This is a genomic window from Burkholderia sp. Ac-20392, from assembly GCF_017104585.1.
GTDB lineage: Bacteria > Pseudomonadota > Gammaproteobacteria > Burkholderiales > Burkholderiaceae > Burkholderia > Burkholderia lata.
Genome location: NZ_JAAGPB010000023.1, coordinates 1 through 13,009, shown reverse-complemented (window position 1 = coordinate 13,009; position 13,009 = coordinate 1). Strand labels below are relative to the sequence as shown.

The 13,009-nt window shown below is 66.6% G+C and carries 15 protein-coding genes; 6 read left to right on the top strand and 9 right to left on the bottom strand.

Going from position 1 to position 13,009, the window contains the following annotated elements; translation table 11 throughout:
- Nucleotides 1-113: 113 nt before the first annotated feature.
- Complete coding sequence (locus tag G3N99_RS05620) at nt 114-368, bottom strand: hypothetical protein (RefSeq protein WP_174939541.1); 255 nt, start codon at nt 366-368, stop codon at nt 114-116.
- On the opposite strand from G3N99_RS05620, the gene G3N99_RS05615 reads away from it, so the two are divergent.
- Nucleotides 352-1,188, top strand: a complete 837-nt coding sequence (locus G3N99_RS05615; protein WP_174939543.1) for a peptidylprolyl isomerase — start codon at nt 352-354, stop codon at nt 1,186-1,188. The genes G3N99_RS05620 and G3N99_RS05615 overlap by 17 nt on opposite strands.
- 25 nt (nt 1,189-1,213) lie before the next feature.
- Here G3N99_RS05615 and G3N99_RS05610 read toward each other — a convergent pair whose 3' ends face one another.
- Together G3N99_RS05610 and G3N99_RS05605 are read right to left on the bottom strand one after the other, a co-directional pair.
- A complete protein-coding gene (locus tag G3N99_RS05610; RefSeq protein ID WP_206121869.1) occupies nt 1,214-1,651 on the bottom strand; it encodes a GNAT family N-acetyltransferase in 438 nt (145 codons plus the stop codon).
- A 129-nt stretch (nt 1,652-1,780) separates the two neighbouring features.
- On the bottom strand, nt 1,781-2,686 hold the full coding sequence (locus G3N99_RS05605) for a LysR substrate-binding domain-containing protein (protein WP_206121868.1): 906 nt from the start codon (nt 2,684-2,686) through the stop codon (nt 1,781-1,783).
- Nucleotides 2,687-2,847: 161 nt separating this feature from the next.
- Here G3N99_RS05605 and G3N99_RS05600 point away from each other — a divergent pair, with 161 nt between their 5' ends.
- Nucleotides 2,848-3,348, top strand: coding sequence for a lipocalin-like domain-containing protein (locus G3N99_RS05600; RefSeq protein WP_174942728.1), 501 nt, complete (start codon nt 2,848-2,850; stop codon nt 3,346-3,348).
- Nucleotides 3,349-3,360: 12 nt separating this feature from the next.
- Here G3N99_RS05600 and G3N99_RS05595 read toward each other — a convergent pair whose 3' ends face one another.
- Complete coding sequence (locus tag G3N99_RS05595) at nt 3,361-4,317, bottom strand: hypothetical protein (RefSeq protein WP_206121867.1); 957 nt, start codon at nt 4,315-4,317, stop codon at nt 3,361-3,363.
- Nucleotides 4,318-4,626: 309 nt separating this feature from the next.
- Here G3N99_RS05595 and G3N99_RS05590 point away from each other — a divergent pair, with 309 nt between their 5' ends.
- Nucleotides 4,627-5,922, top strand: a complete 1,296-nt coding sequence (locus G3N99_RS05590) for an MASE1 domain-containing protein (RefSeq protein ID WP_174942734.1) — start codon at nt 4,627-4,629, stop codon at nt 5,920-5,922.
- A 13-nt stretch (nt 5,923-5,935) separates the two neighbouring features.
- Nucleotides 5,936-6,751: an alpha/beta fold hydrolase gene (locus G3N99_RS05585; protein WP_011356666.1), complete on the top strand. Its 816-nt coding sequence runs from the start codon at nt 5,936-5,938 to the stop codon at nt 6,749-6,751.
- Nucleotides 6,752-6,838: 87 nt separating this feature from the next.
- Here G3N99_RS05585 and G3N99_RS05580 read toward each other — a convergent pair whose 3' ends face one another.
- Both G3N99_RS05580 and G3N99_RS05575 read right to left on the bottom strand, forming a co-directional pair.
- The gene (locus tag G3N99_RS05580; protein WP_174942740.1) at nt 6,839-7,453 is read right to left on the bottom strand and encodes an NAD(P)H-dependent oxidoreductase; all 615 of its coding nucleotides are present in this window, start codon (nt 7,451-7,453) and stop codon (nt 6,839-6,841) included.
- Nucleotides 7,453-7,902 carry a GNAT family N-acetyltransferase gene (locus tag G3N99_RS05575; protein WP_174939556.1) on the bottom strand — a complete coding sequence of 150 codons (450 nt, stop codon included), beginning with the start codon at nt 7,900-7,902 and terminating at the stop codon, nt 7,453-7,455. Before G3N99_RS05575 ends, G3N99_RS05580 begins: the two co-directional genes overlap by 1 nt.
- Before the next feature lie 84 nt (nt 7,903-7,986).
- Between G3N99_RS05575 and G3N99_RS05570 the strand changes: the two genes are divergently transcribed.
- Nucleotides 7,987-9,399, top strand: a complete 1,413-nt coding sequence (locus G3N99_RS05570) for a PLP-dependent aminotransferase family protein (RefSeq protein ID WP_206121866.1) — start codon at nt 7,987-7,989, stop codon at nt 9,397-9,399.
- On the opposite strand, the gene G3N99_RS05565 is transcribed toward G3N99_RS05570, so the two are convergent.
- Nucleotides 9,329-10,336 (bottom strand): LysR family transcriptional regulator, encoded by a 1,008-nt coding sequence (locus tag G3N99_RS05565; RefSeq protein WP_241011490.1) that lies wholly within the window; start codon nt 10,334-10,336, stop codon nt 9,329-9,331. The genes G3N99_RS05570 and G3N99_RS05565 overlap by 71 nt on opposite strands.
- A gap of 171 nt (nt 10,337-10,507) precedes the next feature.
- Here G3N99_RS05565 and G3N99_RS05560 point away from each other — a divergent pair, with 171 nt between their 5' ends.
- The gene (locus G3N99_RS05560) at nt 10,508-11,140 is read left to right on the top strand and encodes an NAD(P)H-dependent oxidoreductase (protein ID WP_206121865.1); all 633 of its coding nucleotides are present in this window, start codon (nt 10,508-10,510) and stop codon (nt 11,138-11,140) included.
- A gap of 283 nt (nt 11,141-11,423) precedes the next feature.
- Here the strand turns inward: G3N99_RS05560 and G3N99_RS05555 are convergent, their stop codons facing one another.
- Both G3N99_RS05555 and G3N99_RS05550 read right to left on the bottom strand, forming a co-directional pair.
- Nucleotides 11,424-12,449: a MerR family transcriptional regulator gene (locus G3N99_RS05555; RefSeq protein WP_206121864.1), complete on the bottom strand. Its 1,026-nt coding sequence runs from the start codon at nt 12,447-12,449 to the stop codon at nt 11,424-11,426.
- A 130-nt stretch (nt 12,450-12,579) separates the two neighbouring features.
- Nucleotides 12,580-13,009 (bottom strand): FGGY-family carbohydrate kinase (locus tag G3N99_RS05550; RefSeq protein WP_241011489.1); only part of this gene is annotated, 430 nt, incomplete at its 5' end.

The following is a 13,009-nucleotide window of genomic DNA, read 5'->3' as shown; positions in this document are numbered from 1 at the left end:
GATGAGGCACGCGCGGCCGCCTCGACCACGGTCGGCGGCCGGGCGCGCGAAGCCGCGATGGGATTCATCGCGGTTTCGCGGGATTTCCATCGCGCTTCCACAGAATTTCCACATCACGCGTTCGTAATGGCCGGCGTGCGCAACGCGCGCCTCACCGCCCGCCGGGCGGCTGTCCCCAACCACACGACGCGGAAAATCGCTTCCGGGCACAATGACAGCGGCATCGGCAGGCACTGCGCGTGCCCATGACGATGAACCGAATCGACTGACTGGTTGCGCCGGCGCATTGCAGCGCCGGGGTATTTGCGCGGCAACCCCATGCCGCGTTTTTTGAGCCGAAGTGACGAAAAGATGAAGACGAAAACCACACCGAACCGCCTGTTGCTGATCGCTGCGCTGGCTGGCGCGCTGAGCGGTACTGTCCACGCGGAGACGGCGACCACGGCGACCGTTGCGACGGTCAACGGCACGCCGATCATGCAGGCCGACGTCGATACGTTGCTGCGCGCGTCCGGGCAACCCGACTCGCCGCAGATCCGCCAGGCGATCAAGAATCAGCTGATCACGCGCGTGCTGGTTCAACAGGCCGCCGAGAAGGCGAACTACGCCGACAAGCCCGAGGTCAAGGCGGCGGTGCAGCAGGCGAAAACGAATGCCGAAGTGCAGCTTTACCTGCGCGACAACGTGAAGCCCGAGCCGGTGACCGAAGAACAGGTCAAGGCGCGCTACGACGAACTCGTGGCCACGCTCGGCAAGAGCGAGTACAAGCCGCGCCTGATCATCGTCCAGGATCCGGTGACGGCCGCGACGGTGCTGAGCGAGTTGAAGGCGGGCAAGTCGTTCGAAGGGCTGGCGCGTCAGTACAGCATGGCGCCGAGCCGCGATGCCGGCGGCGAGCTGCCGTGGGTGAGCTTCCATACGCCGGCGACGGAAGGCAAGACGTCCGGCTTGCCGCTGCCGGTCGCGCAGGCGCTCGAGAAACTGAAGGTCGGCGCCGCGACGAGCGATTCGATCCCGGTCGATGGCGTGCGGGCGATCGTGAAGCTGGATGCGAAGCGGCCGACGCAGGTGCCGGGCTTCGCGACCGCGAAGCCGGGGCTTCAGCAGCAGTTGCAGGCGGCCGCCGTGGAGAAGGCGAGTGCGCAGATGATCGGCAACTTGCTGAAGGACGCGAAGATCACGCAGTAATGCGGCGGCGTTGAAACGCCGGACGTCACGCGCGCCAGATCATGCTCGCGCTCGTTTCGGTTTCCGATTCGCTGCGGAAGCCGAGCCGCTCGTAGAGCCGCCGCGCCGGGTTGCCATGCAGCACGCTGAGCGACACCGGCACGTGCGCGCGTGCCGCGTCGGTCAGGATTGCGTTCAGCACGGCTTCGCCGATGCCCCGGCCCTGGTGCGCGGGGAGGATCTGGATCTGGTGCACGTGCCACTCGTCGGTGGCGCGTGTCACCTTCAGCAAGCCGATGGCGTCATCGCCTTCGCAGACGATCATCGCATCGTCGAAATTCGCGCGAATGCGCTGGTGGTGCGCGTCGTCGTCGGTCGGCGCGCCAACGCGTTGCAGGTGCTCGGTCATCGTGAGGCGACGCAGGTTCAACAGGAACGGCAGGTCGGCGGCAGACGCCGGGCGCAGGCGGATTGCGTGTGTCATCGTGCGGACTCGTTCGTGCGGGAAGGCGGGATCGTCGACGGGAAGGGCGACCCCCGCAGCAAATCATTCCCGATGGCGGGCAGCCGGTCAAAGGGCGCAGCGCCGAAGCCGGCGCGCAGGCGCCGCCGATCATGCGGCGTGCCGGCCCGACGCCTGCTGCACATCGGCGAGATTGGCGATCAGCGTGTCGACCACGACGCGTTTCAGGCTCACGAGTACGGAAGTTGCATCACCTTCGCCCGCATGGAGGCACACATCGACTGACGGCAGCGGCGGCAGGCCGTCGCGCTCGCCGAGCTGCCGCAGTGCTGGCGGCACCCCCACCATCGTTCTCGCCGTCACGCCCAGTCCGCCCGCGACGCCGGCCCACAGGCTTTGCAGGCTGCCGGTCGTGTAAGCGAGCCGCCACGGGATGCCGGCCTTGTCGAGCGCATCGGTGCCGGCCTTGCGGAACAGGCACGGCGGCTTGTACAGCGCAAGATCCAGCGGTACGCCGGCGCGCGGACGCATGTCAGCGCCTTGCGGCCCGATCCACGCCATCGGCAGCGTGACCAGATGTTCGGCGTCGGCACGATGCCCGCGGCCCATCGTGAGCACGATGTCGAGTTCGCCACCATCGAGCCGGTCGAGCAGCGCACCGTTGCCGTCGACGACGATGTCGACGCGCACGCCCGGGTGCGTGCGCTTGAACTGGCCGAGCGCGACGGGCAGCCACGATTCGGCGAAGTCGCCGGGCAGCCCGAAGCGCACGGCCCCCTCGATCGCCGCGCCGCGGATCGCGCCGACTGCCTCGTCGTTCAGTTCGAGAATGCGGCGCGCATAGGACAGCATCAGTTCGCCAGCCTCGGTCGGCACGAGGCCGCGCCCCTGGCGGCGAAACAGCGGCTGGCCGATCTGCGTTTCGAGCTTGCGCATCTGCTGGCTGACCGCCGATTGCGAGCGGCCGATCCGGTCGGCGGCGCGGTTGAGGCTGCCGAGCCGATCCGCGGCGATCAGCGTGCGCAGCGCATCCATGTCGAGATTCGGAAGCGTCATGATTCGGTTTTTCTTATAAGTCGATTTCGAATTATCGTATTTATTGCACATTCTCGTCGCTACCATCAAGTGAACCGGTCGTTCCGGTTCACGGGGAGGCGCGCGATACGCGGCGGCGGACCCCGTGACGTGGCTTCCCTTCTTTCTCACAAGGACAGTGAATGAACATCCGCTCGATATTCCGCCAGGGCTTTCCCGGCATGCTGCTGGCCGCATCGATGATTCCCGGCGACGCATCGGCCGCGCCGTCGCTCGCGGGGACATGGACGCTGGTCGCCGCCGACGTGCAGCATCCGGACGGCACGATCGGCCGCGACTTTGGCGCCGATCCGAAGGGGCTGCTGCTGATCGACGTGCACGGGAACTATTCGCTGCAGATCTTCAGGTCGGAACGCCCGCGCTTCGCGTCGAACGACAAGGCGACCGGAACGCCGGACGAATTCCGGGAAGCCGTGCTCGGCTCGAGTACCCACTACGGCACGCTCACCGTCGATCCGGCGAACCACAAGCTCGCGTTTCACATCAGCAATGCGTCGTACCCGAACTGGGTCGGACAAACGCAGACGCGACGCTATCAGTTGAAGGACGGCGAACTGAGCTACCGCGTGCCGCCGCGTGCGAACGGCGACATACCGATCTCGGTGTGGCGGCGAGTGGATTGAGGCGGAAGGGTGTCAAAGCCCCGGCAACTGAATCTGCAGGGCGGCCGGGCGATGTTCGAGGACATCCGTGACTTCGTATTCGGTTTTTGCTCCGTCCGAGGTTTGCCACTGCTGCATGCGGACATTGCACACGAGCACGTCACCCTTGCTGAAGCTGATCTGGCTGTTGTTCACGCGCGACAGGAAACCGGTATCCGTGATCGCCGCGTGAATGGTCGACGTACCGTCGTACAGCCGCCACTTGTTGTCGTCCTTGAATGCGAGCGACACGATCGAGAACGCCATCTTGCAATGCTCGTCGAGGATCAGCGAGTTGGCGGGTTCGGGCGCGTGAAACCACGCGATTTCGCTCCGGTCGACCGTTTCGACTATCTCCGTATCGGTGCCGACCGCGAACACCACGATGCCTTCGCGCGCGAGCGGTGCCAGCACGTGCTCGGTGGCGTGGCGCACGCCGACGTCGCGCATCAGCGTGAGGACGGGCAGGTCGATTTCGAGTGTGTCGCCTTCGACGTGCAGGATGGCGGTGTGGTCCTGCATCTGCACCTGCAGGATCTCGCGCCCGCGCAGCCATTTGAGGACGGCGAAGAGCCCCTTTCCCGCCCTCGGCGCGGCGATGCCGAGCGCGGTCAGGATCGTGACCGCATTGGCGAGCGCCGTGCTTTCGTTGCCGCTCAGCATGTCGCGCATGCGGCCGAGCAGCGAGGTTGCGAGCGTGAAGTCGATGCCGAAGCTGCCGGTCTTGAAGCTGCCGCGCACGTTCACTTGCGGCCGCACCTGATTGCCGCACAGCGCGCGGGTCGACGCGTCGAGCAGATCCCCGATGGCGAGCAGCGCGGGCGCGAGTTCGCGCACGTCCATCTCGGACGATTCGAGCGCGGGCCCGTCGTATGTGGCGCGAAAGCGGCTCATCGCGCAGAGGAGGCCGGGATCGGCCGGGCCGGTACGGTTTTCATCGCGTAGGGTCATGTGGAAAGTGGGCGGATGACGTGGACGATACCGGAAGCAAATGCTTTCGGATGTCTTTCATGCTGGATGAGATCCACCGGCCGCGGACGATTTTGGCCGTCCGGCCAAGACGACGTTCGGACGCGTCCCGGCCGTACCCGGCACCCACCGAACTTTTCCGATATTTTCCCGGTCACAACCGCCAGCTTGCGGGCGCGCCGGCGCCCCGCACGCGCTTCCGGCCCCCGGTATTCCCCGGCCTGCCCCGTCCGCATATCATTCGCACATCGCGCACCTGCCGACCGCAGGCGCAGCACACAGGGATTCTCGATGGACACCAAACGATCGCGGCCGGGCCTCGTCGCCGCGCTGCTCTGGGCGGCGCTGTATCTCGCGACCGGCTACATCTCGCACGAGTTCAACGGCCCCGTCCGGTTGACGGGCTATATCTGGCTGCCGGCCGGCGTGACGGTCGGCGCGTTCATGCTGCGGCCGACGCGCGAATGGCTGACGCTGGCCGGCGCGTTCCTGGTCGGGCAACTCGCGCTGACCGGCATCGAACACGGCAACCTGGTCAACGCGGTGCTGTTCACGGTCGACGAGGTCGGCGCGGCCGCGCTCGCGGTGTGGCTCGTCCAGCGCGTGCGCTTCTCGCTCGAAGGGCTCTATTTCCTGCGCTCGGTGATCCTCGCCGGCCTGATCGCGGGCGTGGTCGGCGCGATCGGCGGCGCGGCCTGGTACACGGTGGTCAAGGGTGCGCCATTCTTCGACGTGTGGTCGGTGTGGGCCGCGTCCGATTTCGTCGGCGTGCTGCTGGTCACGCCGGTGCTCGCGTCATGGTCGCGCTTTCGCGCGCACCGCTCGGGCGACCACGAGCGCTTCGACCTGGTGCTCGGGATGGTCTCGTTCGTGCTGGTCGTGGGCGCCGCGCTCGTGATCTTCGACGGCGACACGTCGCAGCGATTCGGCACGGGCGCCGGCTTCGCGCTCACGTATATCCCGTTGTTCCTCACCGTCGCGGTGACGCTGCTGCTCGGCGGCCGCGCGGGCTCGTCGTCGGTGCTGGTGCTCGCGCTGATCGTGATCGAGCAGACCGCGCAGGGCGACGGCCCGTTCTCGTCGTTTCACGAGCATTACGGCAGTGCGCTGCTCGAAGCGCAGCTTTATCTGGCGGTCGCGTCGCTGCTGGTGCTGACGGTGAGCACGCTGAAGACGACGCGCGAACGCGTGCACGAACACGCGGCGGTCCTGCAGAACAACATGGAGCTCGCGCTCGCGAGCGCCGGCCAGATCGCGTACGTGCTCGATCCGGAATCGGGGCGGATCGACTGGAGCGGCGACGTCGAGCGCGTGTTCGGCGTGGGCGTCGATGCGTCGCAGATCGCGAGCGTGCCGCTCGTGCTCGAACGCGTGCAGCCCGGCGACCGCGATGCGCTGCGCGACTACTGGGATGCGGAGATCGCGGGCGAGGATCGCGCGTCGCTGTCGCTGCGCATCGTGCAGCGCGACGGCGGCACGCAGACGATCACCGATCACGGTGCGCCGCTGCTCGATTCGAATGTCGACGTGACGGTGGTGGCGGGCGTCTGGCAGATCGAGCGCGTGTGGCCGGCGGCGGACGAATGAGCGGACGCGCGTCATGACAGGCCGCACGGGCGTCCTGCTGATCCACGGGCTCGGCGGCACGCAATACGATCTCGGTTCGCTGCACAAGGCGATGCGGCGTGCGGGCGCCGATACGCACATGATCACGCTGCCGGGGCACGGCACGCGCCCCGAGGATCTGGTCGGCGTGCGCGCGGAGGCGTGGCTCGACGCGGTGACCGAGCAGTATCGCGCGCTGGAAAACGAGTACGACACGCTGCATGTCGCGGGCATGTGCATGGGTGCGCTGGTCGCTCTGCTGCTGTGCCATCGCGTGCAGCATGCGCGCGGCCGGCTCGCGCTGCTGGCCACGCCGGTGTTCATCGACGGGTGGTCGACGCCGTGGTATCGCGCGTTGCGGCATGTGCTGTACCGCGTGCCGGGTGTGGCCGAGCGAATGCGCGTCGAGGAAGGCGATCCGTTCGGCATCAAGAACGCGACGATCCGCGCGATCGTGAAGAAGAAGTTCGAGCGCGAGGACAGTTTCCACTATGCGTGGGTGCCGCTCGCGTGCGTGCGGCAGGTCGACCGGATGCGCGACTGGGCGCTCGAGGCCGCAGCCGGCACGCCGTGCCCGACGCTCGTGCTGCATGCGCGCGAGGACGAACTGACGAGCCTGCGCTCGGCCGATTTCCTGCTCGAGAAGATGCCCGACGCGCGCGGGATCGTGCTGGAGAACAGCTATCACATGATCTGCGCGGACAACGATCGCGACGACGTCGCGCGCCACGTGCTCGACTTCTTCGGGTTCGATCCGGTGCATGCGGTGAGCCCGGCGATGGCGCGCAGGATGGGGCGACTGGAGTCGTGACGGCGACGCGCCCGGCGCGGGGTGTCCGCTAGCAGCCGCCCCCGGTACGCATCGGGTCACGCATGCGAGCGCCCGGGCGCGGCGGATTCAAGCCGTTTCCGTCGCGCGTCGAGCCAGCAGGGCCGACTCGGCCAACTGGCCGCGCACCGCATCGATGGCTGCGTCGTCCGGCGCAACGCCTTCAAGGTAGATGAAATCGACCGTCGAAAAGCCGATGACGGCCAGCACCTGCTTCAGGTACGGGGTCAGGAAATCGGGCTGCCGTGCCGCTGCGCCCGTGCAGATGCCGCCGGAGCGCACCAGCACGAGTACGGGACGATCGGCCAGCAGGCCGACCTTGCCTTCCGGTGTGGCCGCGAACGTGCGGCCGATCCGCAGCACGAAATCGATCCACAACTTCAGCGCGGCGGGGACCGTGAAATTGTGCATCGGCGTGCTGATCAACACGCCGTCGCTGTGCTCCACTTCCGCGATCAGTTGTTCGGAGCAGGCCAGCGCGGGATCGGAATCCGGCTGCCTCGCGACCAGCGCATGTGCATAGTCGGCCGATATCGAAGGCAACCCGGGTTGACCGAGGCTGCGCGACACGACCCGTGCATGGGGGTGGGCCGCCTGCCACTGCGCGATGGCTTCGCGCGCGATGCGCGCGCCCAGCGAACGACTGCCATGCGGACTGGCATCGACGAAAAGAAGGTTGTTCATCAGGGCGCCTGCAGGGGCTGGGTGAAATGCATGCCGCGGGACAGCAGCCCCTGGCGGAAATAGAAGCGCTGCGCGAGCGCGTTGGACAGCCCGGTATCGAGTACCAGTTGCGCGCAGCCGTGTTGCCGCGCGTCGTCGCGCACCGCATCGAGCAGCCGCTCGCCCAGCCGTTGACCACGTGCGTGCTCGGTCGCGACCAGATCGTCGACATAGACGAAGCGGCCGTACACCGTGTTTTCAAGGTGACGGTATCCCGCCAGCGCGACGACCGCACCGTCCGGGCTGCCGTGCCGCGCGGTCAGCAGCACGTAACCCTGTTCGGCCTGGCGGCGCATCTGCCGCACGAACGCATCGGCATCGGTCAGGTGCGGGCGCAGTTCGCGCATCACGTCGAACGCCGACCGGTAATCCTCGTCCGTCACGGCGCGTTTCAAATGGATCTCTGGCATCACGATTGCTCCACGGTAATGTCGCTACTGTACAAATCGGATGGCGTATCCTGAAGGTCCAAAAAGTGACTATTTGACTGGGACATGAAATTCGACGATCTGATGCCGGACCGTCATCTCGACATGCCGGTCTATCGGCAACTGGTCGGGCGCTTCCGCGATGCGATCGAGGCCGGCAAGCTGACGCCGGGCAAACGCGTGCCGTCGGTACGGAGCCTGGCCAGCGAACTCAATCTGGCACGGGGCACCGTCGAAGCGGCCTATCAGATTCTCATCGGCGAAGGGTACCTGGTCGCACGCGGGCCGGCCGGTACCGTCGTGTCACCCCAGTTGCCGGGTGGCCGGCAGCCGCGCACCATCGCCCCCCGGCCGGACGAACCGCCGCGCGGCGATCCGGCGGCGCGCGGGCCGAAGCCGTTCCAGATGGGCATTCCCGCGCTCGATGCGTTTCCGCGCATGCCGTGGATACGGCTGACCGGGCGTCATGTGCGGGCGATGGCGACCCCGTCGCTGGACTACGCGCCGCCGCAAGGTCACGATGCGCTGAGGCGCGCGCTGTCCGCCTATCTCGGCGTGTCGCGCGGCATCGATTGTTCGGCCGGGCAGATCTTCATCACCGCCGGGTATCGCGGGGCACTGGATCTGATCTGCCGGACGCTGCTGCGTCCGGGCGACACCGGCTGGTTCGAGGATCCCGGCTATATCCACGCACGCCGCGTGCTCGAGCACGCGGGCATGCGGCTCGTGTCCGTGCCGGTCGATGACGACGGCCTGTGCGTGGAAGCGGGGCTGCGCCGGGCGGCCGATGCGCGCTTTGCGGTCGTGACGCCGACCCATCAAAGCCCGCTCGGTGTCGCGCTGTCGCTGCCGAGACGCCTGGCCTTGCTCGACTGGGCTCGCCAGCAGCACGCGTGGATCGTCGAGGACGACTACGACAGCGAGTTCCGTTACCACGGCCGCCCGTTGCCCGCGCTCAAGAGCCTGGATCGCCACCACCGCGTGCTTTACACCGGATCGTTCAGCAAGGTGCTGTATCCGGGCTTGCGGCTCGGCTATCTCGTCGTGCCCGAGGAGCAGGTCGCAGCCTTTCGCGACACCGCCGGCTGGCTCGGCGGCAGCGGCCAGATGCTGATGCAATCCGTCGTCGCCGACTTCATGGAACAAGGGCATTTCGCGCGCCATCTGAAGAAAATGCGGGCGCTCTACGCCACCCGCCGCGCGTGGCTGATCGATGCGCTGGTCAAGGTTTTCGGCGATGCGCTGCACATTCCGCCCCGCGCGGGCGGCCTGCATGTGGTGGCCTACTGGCGCACGGCGGTCGACGATCGCGCCGTCGCACGCTTGGCCGATGCGCAGGGCTTTTCCATCCAGCCGCTGAACGACTGGAGCCCGGGCGGCCGGATGCCGCCCGGCATGCTGCTCGGCTTCACGAACCTGACGTCGGCGCAGCAGGCGTTGACGCTGGTTCGACGCCTGCACCGGCTCGTTCGTGCGTGAACTGCGTGTGGTGGATTGCGCACCCGTCGAACGACTGCTTCAAGCGATGCCGCAGATCTTCGAGCAGCCAGCCTCCCGCACGACCCAGAGGTCGATCGCGAACATGTGCCGCGTAGATAGGCAGCGATCCCGTTGGCGACAACGCTTCATCGGCCGTGTTCAGCTCGACGAGGCTACCGTCGGCCAGATACGGCTCGACGATATACGGCGGCATCTTGCACCAGCCAAAGCCAGCACGAAGGAAATCGAGTCGCCTGCCAAGATCGACGAAGCGCCAGATGCGATGCCCAATGACGCCGTGCCTGGGGCCCTCCGCGCCATACGCATCGGACAAAACGAGCTGCACGTGCGACTCCAGATCGTATCGGTTGAGCGGCCGGCCAAGGCGAACGAGCGGGTGATCGGCAGCGGCGACAGGCACCAGCGTCAGGTCCATGAGCGGATAGGCGATCAGGTCGTCCGGGATGGACGGCAACAGCAGGCACAGTGCGAGCGACGCTGCGTTGTCGCGCAGACGTTGTTCGGCACCGCCCACCCCTTCGGTGGAGAACGAAACCGGCAGGTCCGGGAAAGCCTCGTGCAACGCACGCAGACTGGCTATGAGCGGCGCGGTCGGGACCAGCGGGTCGATCGCCACGGTGATTGACGGTTCAAGCCCTGTCTTCGTACCTGCCGCAATAGCCTCGAATCGGTCTGCGCTCGCCAGGACGGCGCGGGCCTGCTCAACGAGCGCGCGGCCAACCGGTGTCAGCACGGGGCGTTGGCGGGTGCGGTCGAACAGCTCGATTCCCTGTGTTTCCTCGAGCGTTCTGACCGACTGGCTGATGGCCGACTGAACGCGCCCGAGTGCGCGGCCAGCGGCCGAGAAACTGCCGACATCGCTAATGGTGACGAGGACACGCAACTGATCGAGTGTGAGACTGCCAATCAAATCCATCTCAAAATGTGATTGAAACCATCGAAATTTAATCACTTCCTGAGTTAGGTGTCACGTCTTATATTGCGTTGCATATTTCGCAGGCTTGCGCATCACACGATGAGGCGCGTCTTGCAGAAAAGCCGTCCGGCAAGACGGTTCTCCCATCCATCAACGTCAAAGATTCCTCTCATGCCTACATTGCTCGTAGTCGAAGCCAGCCCGCGCGGCGAACAGTCCATCTCCCGCGGGCTCACGAAAATGTTCGTCAATCAATGGAAGCGGGAACAGCACGACGGCCGCGTGATCCAGCGCGACCTGATGGCGACCGACCTGCCGTTTGTGACGATGCCGTGGCTCGGCGCCTATTTCACGCCCCCGGAACATCAAACGCAGGATATGAAAAACCTTCTGCGTCTTTCCGATGAACTCGTGGAGGAGATACTGTCCGCTGACCACATCGTCATTGGCACGCCGGTTTACAACTACAACGTCCCCGCCGTGCTGAAGGCGTATATCGACCACATCGTGCGAAAGGGCAAAACGCTGGGCTTCTCCGGCGAAGGTCTGGTTAAAGGCAAGGCATGCACGATCGTGATGGCGTCCGGTGGCGCTTACACGCCGGATTCGCCCATTCGGGACCGCGATATCGCGACCGGCTATTTGCGACTGATCCTCAAGGTGATCGGGATTGAAGACGTCACGGTCGTCGCAGGGGGGAACGCAAAGGCGGTCGATATGGGTGAAATATCGCGTAGCGACTTCCTGGAAGCGTTCGCGTCCGATATGGCTGACGCAGTGGCAAGATCCGTCGTGCAGGTGTAAATCCGGACGGCCGGCATCCTCACAAACCGGCCACTCGATTTGCTGCAGTGGACAGACGGGTTCGGGTCGGCGGCAGTCAATCGGGCGCAACGAAATGCCCCTGCGTTGGCGCCGCAGTAGACCAATCGCACGAACTCCGACGCCCCCCGGCACCGGTGGCGCGACTGGACGCAAGTCGCTGATTGTCCGCGCACATCGTTGCCGATACTCTGGCGCCCCACGGCATCGGTAGCCCGAGCCGTACCCGCCGGTCATCGTCGACAGTGATGCCGAGCCGATGCCGCTACCCGACCTCCGGCCGACGTGCGATCCGCGCGCGGGTGGCGGGCGACGCAAGACAGGTGGCTACCGCTTCGTAGCCGGGTGCGCCGGGGTACGGTGCGACGCGGGCCGGCGGGCTATGGTTGGCGGGACACAGAATGATCGCTTCGTCGGGGCCGACGTCCGACAGGTCCAGCATCGCCGACGAGCGGGTCAGCATGAACAGCGGCCGCATGCCGCCTTCCCTGGCGCGCCGGCGAAGGCACGCGATCAGCGCCGCCTGCGTCGGCTGGTCGAGATCCTGTTCGATCATGTCCACGACCAAAGCACCCACGCCGTCCGCCTCGAGGCCGGCAAGCAGCACGGTCAGCGCGGGAGACGGCGTGGCGCCTTCGCCCGCGAGCCATGCGGACGTACGCTCGACCCGCGCCTTCAGCGCCGGATCGGCCTGCAATGCGGCGAAGGCAGCTGCGCCGTCGTTCTCCAGCCGATCAAGCCCGATGAACACGGCGCCCGGCAATGCGTCGGCGAGCCGATGCGCGAGACGGGTCTTGCCGCTGCCCAGCGAACCGATGATGTAGTTCAGCGGACGGATATCGCGACATTCGAACCATTCGCCGCCCCACGGCCAGGGGAGGCTGAATGCCACGCCCGCGGCGGCCGGAGCGAGCAGGCGCGTCAATTCGCCATCGCCGGGCAGTTGGCCGCGCGCGAGATCGGCGCGGATCGCACGAACCCTGTCGACCTTGCCGACCAGATCCTGAATGCCGCGCTCGAGGGCGTTTTCATGCGTGGCCAATGCGTCGCTCAGGCTGCGGGCATCACCCTCCAGTACGCTCGCGACCTGGGTCAGGCTCAAGCCGAGCGCGCGAAGCGCTGCGATGTCGGCTGCACGTGCCAGATCGTCGGGGCCATAGGCCCGGTATCCGGCCAGCGTTCGCCCGGGCGTGACCAGTCCCTGCCGCTCGTACAGCCGCAGCGCCTTTACCGATACGCCGAGCCGCTTGGCGGCTTCCGACGCGCTCAGGCCGCGCGTGACATCGCTCATGGGGCACCTTCAGGTCGTCGATTCGTTGCGACCAGCATAAAGGCGATCCCAGGGGCCGGGTCAATCGGGCTTCTGCAGGTTTTGATCGAGTGCGAGGCGGGATCGATGGCGACGAACCACGTCCCACCGCTCAGTCGGCCAGCCTGAACTCCTCCCGCAGCGCCCGATACAGCCGCCGATACCGCACCAGCCGCCCCGCCAGCAGAGCGACCATGGCGGCATCGGGCGCGATCGTCTCCGTGACGGGCGGTGCGACGCAGACTTCCTCAAGCGTGTCATCCGTCGCGGCGAGGCGTGCAAGCCGCGCGGCACCCAGCGCCGCGCCAACCGCACCGTCCGCATGACGCCGCATCGCGAGCCCGGTCGCATTCGCGCACAGCCGCGCCCAGAACGCACTCCTGGAACCGCCGCCGATGAACGACACCGCGTCGAGCGTCGTGCCGGCCGCACGCAGCGCGTCGTAGCCGTCGGCCATCGCGAACGCGACGCCTTCCATCACCGCATACGCGAGATCGTCCGCGGCGTGCTCGTTGGACAGCCCGAAGAACACGCCGCGGACA

What these genes read in the sequence shown, in the direction of transcription:
- G3N99_RS05605 (WP_206121868.1), bottom strand. Translation starts at nt 2,686, where the DNA reads ATGACGCTTCCGAATCTCGACATGGATGCGCTGCGCACGCTGATCGCC.
- G3N99_RS05600 (WP_174942728.1), top strand. Translation starts at nt 2,848, where the DNA reads ATGAACATCCGCTCGATATTCCGCCAGGGCTTTCCCGGCATGCTGCTG.
- G3N99_RS05580 (WP_174942740.1), bottom strand. Translation starts at nt 7,453, where the DNA reads ATGAACAACCTTCTTTTCGTCGATGCCAGTCCGCATGGCAGTCGTTCG.
- G3N99_RS05570 (WP_206121866.1), top strand. Translation starts at nt 7,987, where the DNA reads ATGAAATTCGACGATCTGATGCCGGACCGTCATCTCGACATGCCGGTC.
- G3N99_RS05610 (WP_206121869.1), bottom strand. Translation starts at nt 1,651, where the DNA reads ATGACACACGCAATCCGCCTGCGCCCGGCGTCTGCCGCCGACCTGCCG.
- G3N99_RS05560 (WP_206121865.1), top strand. Translation starts at nt 10,508, where the DNA reads ATGCCTACATTGCTCGTAGTCGAAGCCAGCCCGCGCGGCGAACAGTCC.
- G3N99_RS05575 (WP_174939556.1), bottom strand. Translation starts at nt 7,902, where the DNA reads ATGCCAGAGATCCATTTGAAACGCGCCGTGACGGACGAGGATTACCGG.
- G3N99_RS05590 (WP_174942734.1), top strand. Translation starts at nt 4,627, where the DNA reads ATGGACACCAAACGATCGCGGCCGGGCCTCGTCGCCGCGCTGCTCTGG.
- G3N99_RS05585 (WP_011356666.1), top strand. Translation starts at nt 5,936, where the DNA reads ATGACAGGCCGCACGGGCGTCCTGCTGATCCACGGGCTCGGCGGCACG.
- G3N99_RS05555 (WP_206121864.1), bottom strand. Translation starts at nt 12,449, where the DNA reads ATGAGCGATGTCACGCGCGGCCTGAGCGCGTCGGAAGCCGCCAAGCGG.
- G3N99_RS05595 (WP_206121867.1), bottom strand. Translation starts at nt 4,317, where the DNA reads ATGACCCTACGCGATGAAAACCGTACCGGCCCGGCCGATCCCGGCCTC.
- G3N99_RS05615 (WP_174939543.1), top strand. Translation starts at nt 352, where the DNA reads ATGAAGACGAAAACCACACCGAACCGCCTGTTGCTGATCGCTGCGCTG.
- G3N99_RS05565 (WP_241011490.1), bottom strand. Translation starts at nt 10,336, where the DNA reads ATGGATTTGATTGGCAGTCTCACACTCGATCAGTTGCGTGTCCTCGTC.